This is a genomic window from Trueperaceae bacterium (genome assembly GCA_023954415.1).
In the GTDB taxonomy this organism is placed as follows: Bacteria; Deinococcota; Deinococci; order Deinococcales; family Trueperaceae; genus JAAYYF01.
In genome coordinates this window covers 306,026-318,916 of record JAMLIB010000004.1, presented here as the reverse complement: position 1 = coordinate 318,916, position 12,891 = coordinate 306,026, and the positions used below count along the sequence as shown (strand labels likewise).

15 protein-coding genes are annotated in these 12,891 nt (G+C 70.0%); 6 read left to right on the top strand and 9 right to left on the bottom strand.

Going from position 1 to position 12,891, the window contains the following annotated elements; genetic code table 11:
* The first annotated feature begins 252 nt into the window (after positions 1–252).
* Positions 253–1,500 (top strand): MFS transporter, encoded by a 1,248-nt coding sequence (locus M9914_07120; GenBank protein MCO5173952.1) that lies wholly within the window; start codon positions 253–255, stop codon positions 1,498–1,500.
* Between the two features lie 285 nt (positions 1,501–1,785).
* Here M9914_07120 and M9914_07115 read toward each other — a convergent pair whose 3' ends face one another.
* The 4 genes from M9914_07115 to M9914_07100 form a co-directional block, all read right to left on the bottom strand.
* Positions 1,786–2,403: an MBL fold metallo-hydrolase gene (locus M9914_07115; GenBank protein MCO5173951.1), complete on the bottom strand. Its 618-nt coding sequence runs from the start codon at positions 2,401–2,403 to the stop codon at positions 1,786–1,788.
* A 55-nt stretch (positions 2,404–2,458) separates the two neighbouring features.
* Positions 2,459–2,992, bottom strand: coding sequence for an SRPBCC domain-containing protein (locus M9914_07110; protein ID MCO5173950.1), 534 nt, complete (start codon positions 2,990–2,992; stop codon positions 2,459–2,461).
* On the bottom strand, positions 2,989–3,570 hold the full coding sequence (locus M9914_07105) for a helix-turn-helix domain-containing protein (GenBank protein MCO5173949.1): 582 nt from the start codon (positions 3,568–3,570) through the stop codon (positions 2,989–2,991). Before M9914_07105 ends, M9914_07110 begins: the two co-directional genes overlap by 4 nt.
* Before the next feature lie 255 nt (positions 3,571–3,825).
* The gene (locus M9914_07100) at positions 3,826–4,476 is read right to left on the bottom strand and encodes a MerR family transcriptional regulator (GenBank protein ID MCO5173948.1); all 651 of its coding nucleotides are present in this window, start codon (positions 4,474–4,476) and stop codon (positions 3,826–3,828) included.
* Between the two features lie 87 nt (positions 4,477–4,563).
* Between M9914_07100 and M9914_07095 the strand changes: the two genes are divergently transcribed.
* The 3 genes from M9914_07095 (at position 4,564) to M9914_07085 (ending at position 6,662) form a co-directional block, all read left to right on the top strand.
* A complete protein-coding gene (locus M9914_07095) occupies positions 4,564–5,097 on the top strand; it encodes a DUF4188 domain-containing protein (protein MCO5173947.1) in 534 nt (177 codons plus the stop codon).
* Between the two features lie 4 nt (positions 5,098–5,101).
* A complete protein-coding gene (locus M9914_07090; protein ID MCO5173946.1) occupies positions 5,102–6,058 on the top strand; it encodes an NAD-dependent epimerase/dehydratase family protein in 957 nt (318 codons plus the stop codon).
* 166 nt (positions 6,059–6,224) lie between these two features.
* On the top strand, positions 6,225–6,662 hold the full coding sequence (locus M9914_07085) for a VOC family protein (protein ID MCO5173945.1): 438 nt from the start codon (positions 6,225–6,227) through the stop codon (positions 6,660–6,662).
* 50 nt (positions 6,663–6,712) lie between these two features.
* Here M9914_07085 and M9914_07080 read toward each other — a convergent pair whose 3' ends face one another.
* From M9914_07080 to M9914_07065, 4 genes are all read right to left on the bottom strand, one after another.
* Positions 6,713–7,090 carry a VOC family protein gene (locus M9914_07080; GenBank protein MCO5173944.1) on the bottom strand — a complete coding sequence of 126 codons (378 nt, stop codon included), beginning with the start codon at positions 7,088–7,090 and terminating at the stop codon, positions 6,713–6,715.
* Between the two features lie 123 nt (positions 7,091–7,213).
* Positions 7,214–7,948 (bottom strand): ABC transporter permease, encoded by a 735-nt coding sequence (locus M9914_07075; protein MCO5173943.1) that lies wholly within the window; start codon positions 7,946–7,948, stop codon positions 7,214–7,216.
* Positions 7,945–8,718, bottom strand: coding sequence for an ABC transporter ATP-binding protein (locus tag M9914_07070; protein MCO5173942.1), 774 nt, complete (start codon positions 8,716–8,718; stop codon positions 7,945–7,947). Before M9914_07070 ends, M9914_07075 begins: the two co-directional genes overlap by 4 nt.
* Positions 8,719–8,770: 52 nt before the next feature.
* Complete coding sequence (locus tag M9914_07065) at positions 8,771–9,379, bottom strand: TetR family transcriptional regulator (GenBank protein ID MCO5173941.1); 609 nt, start codon at positions 9,377–9,379, stop codon at positions 8,771–8,773.
* A 34-nt stretch (positions 9,380–9,413) separates the two neighbouring features.
* Between M9914_07065 and M9914_07060 the strand changes: the two genes are divergently transcribed.
* Together M9914_07060 and M9914_07055 are read left to right on the top strand one after the other, a co-directional pair.
* The gene (locus M9914_07060) at positions 9,414–10,244 is read left to right on the top strand and encodes an arginase family protein (protein ID MCO5173940.1); all 831 of its coding nucleotides are present in this window, start codon (positions 9,414–9,416) and stop codon (positions 10,242–10,244) included.
* A gap of 20 nt (positions 10,245–10,264) precedes the next feature.
* Positions 10,265–11,659 (top strand): PLP-dependent aminotransferase family protein, encoded by a 1,395-nt coding sequence (locus tag M9914_07055; GenBank protein MCO5173939.1) that lies wholly within the window; start codon positions 10,265–10,267, stop codon positions 11,657–11,659.
* Positions 11,660–11,671: 12 nt separating this feature from the next.
* Here the strand turns inward: M9914_07055 and M9914_07050 are convergent, their stop codons facing one another.
* Complete coding sequence (locus M9914_07050; GenBank protein MCO5173938.1) at positions 11,672–12,295, bottom strand: LysE family translocator; 624 nt, start codon at positions 12,293–12,295, stop codon at positions 11,672–11,674.
* Positions 12,296–12,891 lie beyond the last annotated feature (596 nt).

Below are 12,891 nucleotides of genomic sequence, written 5' to 3'. Positions count from 1 at the left end.
TGCACCCTGCCCTGTACTCGCACCCGCACACGCACAGCCACACACTCACGGCCGGGCCGCGGGGCCCCCCCCCCCCCCCCCCCCCCCCCCGCCCGCCGGGGGGGGGGGGGGGCCCCCCCCCCCCCCCCCCCCCCCCGCCGCGCGGGCGGCGCCCCCCCCGCGGCCGCCCCCCCCCCCCGTCTCCGCTGCTCTCCGGGCCGGAGACCCCAAGGAGGCGAGCGACGTGTCCATCAGACCGGCGACCGACACCCCATGAGGCAGCGGCGCGCCACGAGCCGCGCCGCAACGTTGCTCGACGTGAGGCCGCTCCGCGAGAGTCCAGCGTTCCTCCGGCTCTGGGTCGGCACCACCCTTTCGGTCTTCGGCTCGCAGCTCGCTTCGTTCGCCGTGCTCTTCCTCGTCTGGGAACGCACGGGGAACGCGGCACTCGTCGGGGCGATCGGCGGGGCGCAGGCCGTGCCGATGTTGGTGTTCGCGTTACTGGGTGGGCGCATCGCGGACTCGGTCGACCGCCGGACGCTGGTGATCGTGATCCGCGTCGGGCAACTGCTCGCCTCTACGATGCTCGCGGCCGTCGTCATCTCCGGCACCGCTTCCGTCGTGCCGATCTTCGTGGTGATCGCCATCCAGTCGGGACTGAACGCCGTCGGAGCCCCGGCCTCCAAGACCTTCGTCCCGCGGCTCCTGAGCGGTGAGCGCCTCAGCGCCGGTCTGGCATTGACGAACCTCTCCTTCCAGATCAGCATGCTGGCCGGGCCGCTGGTCGGCGGATTGGTGATCGCGTGGTCGGGGGTCGGACCGTGCCTGGTCGCCAACCCCATCGCGTTCGTGTTCGCTCTCTACGGCGTCGCGCGCCTGCCCAGCATGCGGCCGAAGGGTTCGGGCACAGAGACACCCGGAAGCGGGTTCTTCGCGGCGGCCCGACTGGTGGCACGCACGCCCGTGCTCATCGGCGCGTTCGCCACGGATCTCTGCGTCACCCTGCTTTCCATGCCGGTCGCGCTGTTCCCAGTGATCAACGCCGAGCGCTACGGCGGGTCGAGCGTCACTCTCGGGCTCTTCCAGCCGGCGCTGGCGATCGGTGGCGTTCTGGCAGGCACGTTCTCCGGTCGGATCACCCGCAGCCGGAAACAAGGTCTAGTGATGCTCGTCTCGGGCGGCATCTGGGGCGTGGCGCTCGTCGCCTTCGGCGCCGCCGACCGGTTATGGCTGGCGCTGCCGGCCCTGGCGCTAGCCGGTGCAGCGGACGTCGCGAGCGTCGTCTCGCGCGCCACGCTCGTGCAGGAGGCGACCCCCGATGCGTACCGCGGTCGCGTCAACGCGATCGACTACCTGGTCGGCGTCGGTGGCCCCCAGTTAGGCAACTTGCGGGCTGGTGTCGTGGCCTCCGCCACCGGCGGTGCGGCGAGCGCCATGCTAGGCGGGCTGGCGGCCGCGCTAGGTGTCGCCTCCATCGCCCTCGGCATCCCGGCCGTACGGCGGTACCGAAGGTCGGAGTAAGGCCAGAGCCGCTGTAGTAGTCGATCCGCCACCCACAACAACGGACGCGTCACACCAAGCCCGAGACGCAACACACGCAGGCGACGACCAGCAACACGAAACGCAAGCTCCCCCAACTCACGATACGTGAAGACATCCGGCCCACCAACATCCCAACTTCCCGCCGGCCCCGCCAGGCGCTCCACGATGAACTCGGCAAGATCGGCACCATGAACCGGGTTGACGCGCGCTTCGCCGGAGCCGACCGTGAAACCCGCGACCGTCGATGCCCTGCACGAGAACCCGCTAGCCCGGTGTCCACGGTTCGGTTTGGTGTGAGAGCCAGACACGCTTGGGGCGAAGCGAAACGATGCGCCTTTGCCCCTCGGTCTTGGGGTCGTCCAGTTCGCCCGACCAGACGGCGGCGTCGCCGGCGATGACCACTAGGCCGTCATGCGCATCGACGACGATCGCCTGAGACCCCCGCGTGTGGCCCGGCGTCGACACCGCCAGGATGCCGGGAAGGAGCTCCTGATCTCCTTCCACGGTGACGTACCTCAACGGCCGGTTCGGCGGGTCCACCCACTCCGGGACGGTGTAGTCAGGTTGTGCACGCGCGTCCTCGAGCTCTTGGCGCTGCACGTAGAGGGGGACGTCAGGGAACAGGTGGTTACCGCCGCAGTGATCGAAGTGCAGGTGAGTGTTCATCACCATGCGGACGACGCCGAGGTCGAAGTCCTGCCGGTTCAACGGGTGGATGTTCGGCTGCATGTCGGCGACGGCCGGGTGCAGCTCGGTGAATCCCGTGTCGACCAGGATCCGCCCGTCGGGATGGTCGATGCAGTACACGTGGATCGGCATCCGGACCGCCGCGAGCTCCCCTACCCTGATGGGCGTGATCGTGATCCCTCGACCGGCGCTCATACTCCTCGCACCCATGCTTCCCGCCGGGCCCGACGGGCCGCGCCGACCGGGGTCGTCATAGCGATGCCGCCCGGGCGAAGTACGCCGCGAGGCCGTCCCAGATGGGGAGCGTCGTCTCGACCATCTCGGCGAAGAACTCGTTCTCCCAATCGGCACCGGCGCCGTACGCGCTCGTGACGATGCGCACGACGCAGCTCCCTCCCGACCCGGCTTCGATGACGAACTCCGTCGCGATCGGGCTCGCGTGCGCAAGGTCTTCGTACACCCGCTCGAGCGGCACGTGGTGGCGGGAGAACCACTCGACCATCTCGGGTGAGACATCCTCGGCACGCTCGGCGATCGGCCACGGTTCCTCGTACGCGAACCGTCTCCCGGGGTCGTAGGCGGTCACGGTGCCATTCAAGGTGAAGGCGCCGAAGTCGAACGACACCTCGCCACCTACGCGCGGTTCGAGCGCGGTGGGCACCATCCAAGAGGAGATGCCGCCCGCGGTGGCTATCGCACGCCAAACCTCCTCGGGGGCCGCGGCGATGCCGTAGGTAAGCTCCGCGCGATGCGCGACACGCCCTATGCGTTCCTCGTCGTTCATGATCCTGCCGCCTTCCTTGGGCGAGGGTAGGAGGAGACGATCAAACGGTGCGGTCGACCTTCGTCGTGGTGGTACCTCGCGGCGATCGCGGCGACCGCCGCTTGGAGTTCGGACGCGAACGCCGCCCGGTCCTCCGGCGATGCGAACCCGATCACCGCATCCACCGTAAGGGTCGGCACACGGACCCCGTCCGGCGCCTCTCTGATGATCGTTCCCACTTCGGAGACCGCCCGGGCGTTGACCGCGACGAGGTAGTCGGCCGAGAGCCGATCTGCGATCCCGCCCGTGTCGATCGCCGAGGTCTGGAGCACGTCCGGAGCGACGACGATCCGGCGCGCGGTGCGTTGCATCAACCGTTCCGTGATCCCGCCCCAAGTACGCGTCTCCGCCGGCTCGACGAGTCCGTGCGCTTCCAAGGCCTTCAGGTGGTAGTTGACCTTCTGCCGCGTCAGGCCCACCGCCGCCGCCACAGTGGCCGCCGACCCAGGCTCGGCCAAGGCCTCGAGGATCGACGCACGAACCGGGTGGAGCGCGACCTCCACCGCGGCTCCGTCGCTCAGTACCTGCACGCTGTTCATGGCGGCAAGATACGATTGACAAGAAAAATTGTCAAGGCAGGGGGTCGCGAACCGACACGGGCGCCGGAGGCCGGGGTCGGCGGCAACCGGTCTCAGACTTCGACCGACTCTTCGGGTAAGGCGGCGAGGCTGGGCGGGGGCCCGAGCAAAGCGGCAGCCCACTTGCCAGCCTCAGGTTCGCCCAGCGTCAGGACGAGCGGCTCGCCGGCGGCGAGCAAGTCGAGACGGCCTCCCGCCTCCGCGATCGCGCGAGCCTCACGTCCCATGAGCAGACCCCGGAAGCGCACTCAGCGCGAACCGCTCCGCGCTCGCGTGCTCGAGAGCCATCCGGCGGAGCGCGGCTAGGGCCACCTCGTAGGCGATAGTCCCGATCACCGTCACCTCCATCTGCACCGCGCGGTCATCGTCGGGCACTCCCTCCAACTCTTGCCCCGCCTCGGCGAGGATCCTCGGCATGCTCGCGTCGAAGGTGCGCAGGTCGAGGTCCCAGCCCCCGGACCACATGGCAACGAGCGCGTCGGCTAGCATCCCTCGGACCTGAGCGTCTTGGCGCACCCGCATGCCGTGCCGCCGCACGAACTCCTCCACTGCCACGAAGGCTCGCCCGTACTCGGGGGAGCCCCGATCCCGAGCCGGGACCATGGCGTCCTGAGCCACCCCGAAGGCATCGTGGATCGCGACGCCATCGTCATCGACGGCGGCGAGCACGCGCCGGATGTCGGCCAACTGCAGCTTGCCGAGTTCCAGCAGCGCCCGGATCAGCCGCACACGCCGAACGTGGCCCTCGCCGTACTCCGCCTGGTTCACCGCGCGCGCATCGCCCGGGTGAAGCAGCCCCTCACGCAGGTAGTACTTGAGGGTCGAGATGCTGACCCCGCTCGCCTCACTGAGCCCGGCTATCCGCATTCGCACACGCAGTCGCTGCTTGACATCTCTCATAGATACTGGCACTATCTATTATGGATAGTCAAGCTATCCATTCAGGAGGCCAGCATGAGAGCCATCCCGGGCCGATACACAGCGAGCATAGAAGGCGACTTCGTCGTCTTCGTGATAGGCATGCGCATCAACAAGCTCTGGAAGCCGCACAAGTGGGTGCCGGTCATGAGCGCGATGGGACCCATGTTGAGGGAGCTGTTCACCCACCCCGAGAAAGGGTTGCTGAGCACCCAGTTCGGTTGGTCGGGGCGCACGATCACGCTCATCCAGTACTGGCGGAGCTTCGAGCAGCTGGAACGGTTCGCGCGCGACCGCAACGACCCCCACCTACCGGCATGGCGGCGCTTCAACCGAAGGGTCGGCACGGGCGGCGACGTGGGCATCTTCCACGAGACCTTCAAGGTCGCCGCAGGCGCATATGAGACCGTGTACAACAACATGCCCGTGATCGGGCTGGCCGCGGCAGGTGAGCACTTACCCGTCGCACAGCGCGGCGAGACGGCGCGCCAACGGATCCGCGCGGACGAGCCCGCTGACCACCCGACTCCGATAAGCTCGATGTCCCGAGCCGGAAGCGCGAGACAATAGCCATATGAACTCAAGTCACGCTCTTCACGTGATCGTCGGCGCCGGGCCGGTCGGAACCTCGCTGGCGCGACGACTCGCGCATGAGGGAGAGCGCGTGCGGGTGCTGACCCGCTCGGGCCGCGACTTCGGCGTGGCGGGGGTCGAGTCGCTCGCAGTGGACGCGAACGACGTAGGCAAGCTCACGGCCGCTGCACACGGAGCACGTGTGCTCTACAACTGCGCCAACCCGGGAACGTACTCGGCCTGGGAGAAGGAGTGGCCGCCGCTGGCAAACGCGATCCTGGCAGCGGCGGAAAGCACCGGCGCGGTGCTGGTGACTGCAAGCAACCTCTACGGCTACGGTCCTGTCGACGGACCCATGACGCGCGCGACGCCGTTGCGCCCCAGCGACCACAAGGGCGCGCTGCGAGCGCGACTGTGGCGGGAGGCGCTGGCCGCCCACGAGGCCGGGCGGGTGCGCGTCGCCGAGGCCAGGGCGTCCGACTACATCGGCCCGGCGTTGTCGATCGGCAACGGCCTGCTGGCGAGGTACGCACACGCGACGCTAGGGGGGAAGCCGGCGATGGTGTTCGCCGATCCCGACCAGCCCCACACCTGGACGGCCATCGAGGACGTCGCCGCCACCCTCGCGGTGCTCGGTCAGGACGAGCGGGCGTGGGGCTCGGCGTGGATCGTGCCGTCCAACCCGGCGCTGAGCGTTCGCCGGACCTTGCTCGACCTGCACGGCGAACGCGGGCTCCCCGAACCCCGGCTATGGCAGGTGCCCCGGTGGACGATGCACGCCGGGGGTGCGTTCGTCCCGCTGCTCCGGGAAGTCACGGGCGTCCTGTACCAGTTCGACGCGCCGTTCGTCGCCGATGGATCGGAGACGACCGAGCAGCTCGGGATCGCCCCGACGCCGTGGGAGCGGGTCGTCCGCGATACCGCAGCCGCGTGGCTGGCCAGGGCGCGAGCGCGTTAGGTAAGGCTGGGCCTTGAAGGCCAGACCCAACCGATCCGCGAACCGCGGGCGCATCAACGCGATCGACTACCTAGTCGGCTCGCCATGCCGACCGTCATCGGGATCGACCGCGGTGCGGTCATCGCGCGCGCCGAGCACGACGGCCTGGAGGCGCTACATTGACCCCATGGCTACCCGGATGGACAACGTCGGCATCGTCGTACAGGACCTGACCCCGGTGATCGAGTTCTTCCAAGACCTCGGGCTGGAGCTCGAAGGCCGGACCATGGTGGAGGGAGAGTGGGCCGGTCGCTGCACCGGCCTCGGCGATCAGCGCGTCGAGATCGCCGTGCTGCGCACGCCCGACGGCCACGGCCGCGTCGAGCTCTCCCGCTTCCTGGAACCGGAGACCGTCGAGGACCACCGCGCCGCCCCCGTCAACGCCCTGGGCTACCTTCGCGTGATGTTCGAGGTGGACGACATCGAGGCCACGCTCGCGCGGCTCGCCAAGCACGGTACGCGGCTCGTAAGCGACGAGGTCGTCCGGTACCAAGACGCGTACAAGCTCTGCTACATCCGCGGGCCGGAGGACATCCTGGTCGGACTCGCGCAGAGCCTCGGCTGAGCGTGACAAGGCGAGGAGCCAAAGCGCCGCGACGCCAGGCGCGCTCGTTGTCAGGAACCCCCAGAGGCGCGGTGCTCAACTAGCCCGACAGTGTTGCCCTCCGAGTCCTGGATGAACGCCTGCCACTCCTCCGCCCCCTTGGGACCGAGCGTGTCGTCGACGTGGGTGAAGATCAGGTGCGGTTCGGACCGGACCGCCACGCCGGCCGCGCGGAGGCGTTCGACGGTGGCATGGATGTCGTCTACCGCCAGGTACAGGTACGCGCTTCGGGCACCTCGGTCCAGCAGCAGTCGCGCCCCGCCAAGATCGAAGAACACGAGGCCGGGCTGGTCGAAGCGAGCAGCGGGCGGGGCGCCGAGCAGGTCGGCGTAGAACGCCGTGGCGCGGTCGAGATCGGTGGCACGCTGGGCGACCTGGATGAGTCTCATGTCTCCTCCGAACTGCGTGCCAACGCTACCGCGCGCACTACTTCCGAGGGGAGAGCCCGTGCGGTTGACCCAGCAAGGCCCGACCCGTGGGACGCCCAGTCCCAACGAGGCGACGACCGCGCCTCAGGGAGTACGCCTGCGAAGCGTGAGCGAGGCCAGCGCGAGGCACCCGACCCCGAAGGCCGGGACCACCAGCAACGGCCGCCAGAGGCTCCAGCCATCGTCCCCCGTGGTCGCGGCCGTGACGGCGTCGATCGCGTAGCTGAGCGGCAGCCAGTCGCTGAACGCGCGCAGCGCGCCGGGCATGCTGGCGCGCGGCATCAACAGGCCGCCCAGCAGGACCTGCGGGAACACGAGCACGGGCATGAACTGCGTGGCCTGGAACTCCGTGCGCGCGAAGGCGCTGGCCAGGAGCCCGAGCGCCGTGCCGAGGACGGCGGCGACGACGGCGACGAGCATCATCGCCGGCAGCGACCCCGCGACGTCGAGCCCGCACACCCACACGGAGAACGTCACGGTGACGACGGCCTGCAGCACGGCCACCAGCCCGAACGCCAGCGCGTAGCCGACGATGAAGTCGGCCTTGCCGAGCGGCGTCGTCATGAGCCGTTCGAGCGTGCCGGACCGACGTTCGCGCAACGTCGCTATCGATGTCACCAGGAACATCACCGTGAACGGGAACAGCACCAGGATGGCGCCGCCCAGCCGGTCGAACACGCCGGGCTGGCCGCTATACAGCCATGCGAACAGCCCGACGAGCAGGCTGGGGGCGGCGAGCATGAGCGCGACGGACCGGTGGTCGTGGCTCAGCTGCCGGAGCACGCGCCCGGCGGTGGCGAGGGTACGGGAGCCGGTCACGCCGCCGTCTCCGGCCCCAACGCCCGTCGAGCGAGCGGCCGAGGCGCCGCGTCGCGCTCGATCAGCGTGAGGAACGCGGTGTCCGGATCGGTCGTTCCCGTCTCCGCCAACAGGTCGGCCGGGGTCAGGTCGGCGATGATCCGACCGGCGCGCATCAGCAAGAGCCGGTCGCAACGCAAGGCCTCGTCCATCACGTGGCTCGACACGATGAGGGTGGCGCCCGCGTCGGCGAGGGCCCTGAACACGTCCCACAGCTCGGCCCGCAGGACCGGGTCGAGCCCGACCGTCGGCTCGTCGAGCACGATCAGTTCCGGGCTGCCGAGCATGGCTACCGCGAGCGAGACGCGGTTCTCCTGGCCGCCGCTGAGCGAGCCGACCGTCTGGTCGCGCTGCGCCGCGAGCCCCACCTGGGCCACGACGCGGTCGACGTCGGTGGCCGGCGCCCCGACGAGCCGCGCGAAGTACCTGAGGTTCTGTCGCACGGTGAGGTCCGCGTACACGGAGGCCGACTGCGTGTCGTAAGCGACCCGGCGCCGCAGGGTCCTGGCCCCGGCCGGCTCCCCGAGGACCGTAACGCTCCCTCCCTCGGTCTTCTGCACTCCCACGATGGAGCGCATGAGCGTCGTCTTCCCGCACCCGGACGGGCCGAGCAGGCCCGTGATCTGACCGCGGGGGACGACGACATCGAGCCCGTCGAACACGACCGTTCCGCCCCGCATCACGCGCAGGCCGCGGACGGTCAACGCGGGCCCGCGATCATTATTCATCATGCGATGAATTGTGCGCCGTCGACCGACGCCTGTCAAGACGGCGCCGGTCGGCCTACTCCACGAGGTAGCGCTGCACCGTCGCGCCGACGCGCGCGACGAGTTCCTCGACGGGCGCCTCCGCGAGCGTCGGCAGCTGCACGACGTAACGCGCGATCAACAGCCCCGCGATCTGGCTCGCGGCGAGGGAGGCGCGCAGCTTCGCGTCGGGAGCGCCGAGGCCCGCCGCAAGGCGGTCGATGAGCTCGCGCTGCAGGAAGCCGGCCACGAGCGGCGTCGCGAGCCGGTTGCCCAGGCTGCTGCGGAGCAGCGCCACGGTGCGCTTACGTGTATCGGCGTCCTCCAGGTGGCCGAGCACGAACCGCACGACGCTCTCGCCTACAGCCTCGCGCGGACCGGCGAGGATCCTCGGGATGGCGAGGTCGGGCCGGAGCGGGATCTCGATCGTCTCGGCGAAGAGGTCGGCCTTCGTCCCGAAGTAGTGGTGCACGAGCGCCGGATCGACGCCGGCGCGCGCGGCGATGCCGCGAACGGTAGCGGCGTCGTACCCGAACGCGCCGAACTCCTCCGCCGCGGCGGCCAGGATGCGACCGCGCGCGTCGGTGGCCCCGCCCTTGGGCCGACCCCGCCGCCGCTTCGCCTTCGGCACGGCGTAATCAGGCATGGGGTCAGCCTACCCGCCGCGCTAGTCTGGGCGCATGCCTTACACCGTGATCGTGTCGCAGGGCCGCGTCGCGGACAGGACCGCGGGGGCGATCCCGGGCGCCGCCGCCGTAGGTGCGGCGGTGGCCGAGCGCCTCGGCGTGAGCGTGCGGAAGTGCGGCACGCCGACGGCGCCTGTCGACGACGCCTGGCCCGCGGCACTGGCGCAGGCCGAGCCGACGCTCGTCGAGCTCGCGAGGGCGGTTCGAGAGGCCCTCGACGACGACCTGACTCCCCTGTTGGCCCTCAACAAGTGCCCGGCCAGCCTGGGGACCCTGCCGGTGGCCGCCGCGCGCTGGCCGGACCTGAAGGTGCTGTGGATCGACGCGCACGGGGACTTCAACACGCCGGCCACGACGACGTCCGGCTACCTCGGCGGCATGGTGCTGGCGGCCGCCTGCGGGCTCTGGGACAGCGGCCACGGCGCCGGCCTCTCTGGCTCGAACGTCGTGGTCCTTGGCGGCCACGACCTGGACGCAGAGGAGTCGAGGCTCCTCGCCGTCGCCGGAGCGACCGTGGTGCCCCCAAGGGCGGGCAGCGACGAGGCCGTCGCCAGGGCCGTCGAGGCCGCACTGGGGGACGGCCCGGTCTGGGTGCACCTCGACTGCGACGCGCTCGAACCCGGCCACGTGCCCGCGGACTACGTGGTGCCGGGCGGTCTCGCACCCACCACGCTCAGGGCGGTGCTGGCCGGGCTGCCGCGGGAGCGCGTCGTCGGCCTGGAGGTAGCCGAGTTCGAGGCGCGCGAGGACGCCGAGGGGGCCGGACCGGGCACGCATGGAGGGCTCGCGACGTTGCTGGAGGCGCTCTCCCCGGTGCTTCCATAGGCTCGCCAGAGCGCCGGCGCATGGCCGGCTCCGACTTCCTCAACCTGGATCCGAGCGCGGCGCCGGCGCGCGGTCGGACGGCGTGGCTCGCCGACCAGCTCCGGTCCGCCATCGCCAACGGCGCGTTGGCGCCAGGCACGCGCCTGCCGGCCAGCCGGGTGTTGGCCGGCGAGCTCGCGCTGGCGCGCGGAACCGTGGTGGAGGCTTACGAGCGGCTCTATGAGGAAGGCCTCGTCGTCACCAACCACGGGGGAGGCACCGTTGTCGCCGACCTGGTTACCGGAAACGAAGCGAGGCTCGCGAGCCTCCCGGAAGCTACAGCCGCGCGGGAGCTGCTGAACATCTCCGAGGGCGTTCCGGACCTGACCGCGTTCCCGCGCGCAGCGTGGCTGCGGGCGGAGCGCAAGGTGCTGGCCACCGCGACCGTCAGGGAGCTGGGATACGCCCCGCCACAAGGTGCGTTGGCCCTGCGGGCCGCGCTCGCCCGGTGGCTGGCGCGAAGCCGCGGGGTCATTGCGGACGCCGACCGGATCGTCGTCACGGCCGGCGTCACCGGAGCCCTCAGCCTGCTCGCGCAGGTGCTCCGTGGCCTGGGAATCGCCGAGTGCGCCGTAGAGGACCCGGGAGCGGAAGGCAACCGCCGCATCCTCGACCACTGGCTCGACGCGCTCCATCCGGTCCGGGTCGACGAGCAGGGCCTGGACGTCGACGCCCTCGCGCGCACCGCGGCTCGCACCGTCCTCGTGACCCCCGCGCACCAGTTCCCGACCGGCGTGGTGCTCTCGCCGGAGCGTCGCCGGGCGTTGGTCGCATGGGCGGAGCAGGTCGACGGGTTCGTGATCGAAGACGACTACGACGCCGAGTACCGCTACGACCGCGCACCCGTGCGCGCGCTGCAGGCAACGGCACCCGAGCGGACCGTTCACGTCTCCAGCCTCTCCAAGGTCCTCGCACCCGCGCTGAGGATCGGCTGGCTGATCGCACCCGCCGGCCTGCACTACGAGCTCGTTCGCAAACGTTGGGCCACCGACCTCGGCTCCCCCGTTCTGCCGCAACTAGCTCTCGCCGAGCTCATCGACACCGGCGTGTTGGAGCGCCACCTGCGCCGTCTCCGCCTCCGGCATAGGGAGCGCCGGGACGCGGCGGTGGCGGCGATCGGGCGTCACCTCCCCGGCTGCAGGGTCGAGGGCGTCGCGGCCGGGCTGCACCTCCTCGTTCGGCTCCCAGATCGCATCGACGACGCCGCGCTCGCGACGCGGGCCGCGGCGGAAGGGATCGCCGTCAAACCCCTATCCGAGCACCGCTTCGCTCCAGGACCGCCAGGGCTGGTCATCGGCTACGGTCCCCATCCTCCCGCAAGGCTCGAGCAGGCGCTCAAGACCCTCGGCACGCTCGCGGGGCTCCTACCGACCTGAGGCGTCACCAAGTCAGAGGCCGGCGAAGGCGAGAATGCCGGCCAGGACCACGAACGAGGCGGCGAACACGCGGCCGAGCCACCGCATGACGGGCGGCCTGCCGGTCACGAACCGCCCCAGCCAGGCCGCGCACACTCCGTAGACGGAGAAGATCGCCAGCGTTATCGCCATGAACACGGCGCCGAGACCGGCCATCCTGAACACCGCTCCGTCCGCCGCAGGGTCGACGAACAGGGGCAGGAAGACGAAGAAGAACAGCGTGAGCTTCGGGTTCAGCAGGTTCACGAGCACCGCGCCGCCTATCACCTGCCCCACCGATGGCGCCGCACCGGCTACTCCCTGCCCGGCAGCGGGGGCAAGAGCGCCGGCCTGCCGCCATAGACCCCACGCCATGTAGAGGAGGTAGGCAACCCCGAGCCACTTGACCGCCTGGAACGCCACGGGGCTGGCAGCAAGCAGTGCTGCCGCGCCCGTCAACGCCAACATCATGTGGGGCACGATCCCGAGCGTGCAGCCGAGCGCGGCGACCAGTCCGGCCCGCGTCCCACGCGCCATGCCGGCGGCGATCGTGAACAGCGCCCCCGTGCCGGGCGTCGCGGTCACCACCAGTGAGGTCGGCCAGAAGGCCGTGGTCATGCCGCTACCCTAACTGCAGCATGGTCCTGTATATAGGGCCAAACTTAGCCTATGTAGTCGTACCAACACAGCACTGGATGGATGCTTCACTGCCGCCCCGGGAGGGCGTGGCGTAGTCATGCGACTGGTGGAGCCTGTGTCGAGCAAACCGGTGATCGTGCTTACCGCTCAGAGCCGCTGGCGCAATGCCTAGTCATGGACGGTTCTTGCCTAGAACGTAACAACCCCGGAGACATGCTCTCGCAGAGGCCTTCCGGGGTCTTCGCTACACTTTACGACACGAGGAGGCCACGGTGACAGAGCCCACCGAGCATCTACGCGTGATCGCAGATGCACTGTCTCGCGAGCGTCTCGGTCCCTCCGGCACGCGTTCCCGAACCTTCATCCGCAAAAGCGTGGCTCTTCCTATGCCGCCCTACACCGCCTCCATCATTTGCGCAACCGTGTAGCCCATCACGAACCGATCCATAGCCGCGACTTGCACGCAGACGTGGCCATCATCTATCAAGTGCTTGGGTGGATAAACGACGACGTCATGTCGTGGGCGGTCTCATTCTCGCGAGTGGACGCCGTGCTGACCACGAAGCCCGGCTCCT

Excerpts from the sequence above, each read along its gene's own strand:
- M9914_07090 (MCO5173946.1), top strand. The coding sequence starts at position 5,102 with ATGAACTCAAGTCACGCTCTTCACGTGATCGTCGGCGCCGGGCCGGTC.
- M9914_07080 (MCO5173944.1), bottom strand. The coding sequence starts at position 7,090 with ATGAGACTCATCCAGGTCGCCCAGCGTGCCACCGATCTCGACCGCGCC.
- M9914_07065 (MCO5173941.1), bottom strand. The coding sequence starts at position 9,379 with ATGCCTGATTACGCCGTGCCGAAGGCGAAGCGGCGGCGGGGTCGGCCC.
- M9914_07115 (MCO5173951.1), bottom strand. The coding sequence starts at position 2,403 with ATGAGCGCCGGTCGAGGGATCACGATCACGCCCATCAGGGTAGGGGAG.
- M9914_07070 (MCO5173942.1), bottom strand. The coding sequence starts at position 8,718 with ATGATGAATAATGATCGCGGGCCCGCGTTGACCGTCCGCGGCCTGCGC.
- M9914_07060 (MCO5173940.1), top strand. The coding sequence starts at position 9,414 with ATGCCTTACACCGTGATCGTGTCGCAGGGCCGCGTCGCGGACAGGACC.
- M9914_07055 (MCO5173939.1), top strand. The coding sequence starts at position 10,265 with ATGGCCGGCTCCGACTTCCTCAACCTGGATCCGAGCGCGGCGCCGGCG.
- M9914_07120 (MCO5173952.1), top strand. The coding sequence starts at position 253 with ATGAGGCAGCGGCGCGCCACGAGCCGCGCCGCAACGTTGCTCGACGTG.
- M9914_07050 (MCO5173938.1), bottom strand. The coding sequence starts at position 12,295 with ATGACCACGGCCTTCTGGCCGACCTCACTGGTGGTGACCGCGACGCCC.
- M9914_07085 (MCO5173945.1), top strand. The coding sequence starts at position 6,225 with ATGGCTACCCGGATGGACAACGTCGGCATCGTCGTACAGGACCTGACC.
- M9914_07095 (MCO5173947.1), top strand. The coding sequence starts at position 4,564 with ATGAGAGCCATCCCGGGCCGATACACAGCGAGCATAGAAGGCGACTTC.
- M9914_07110 (MCO5173950.1), bottom strand. The coding sequence starts at position 2,992 with ATGAACGACGAGGAACGCATAGGGCGTGTCGCGCATCGCGCGGAGCTT.
- M9914_07105 (MCO5173949.1), bottom strand. The coding sequence starts at position 3,570 with ATGAACAGCGTGCAGGTACTGAGCGACGGAGCCGCGGTGGAGGTCGCG.
- M9914_07100 (MCO5173948.1), bottom strand. The coding sequence starts at position 4,476 with ATGCGGATAGCCGGGCTCAGTGAGGCGAGCGGGGTCAGCATCTCGACC.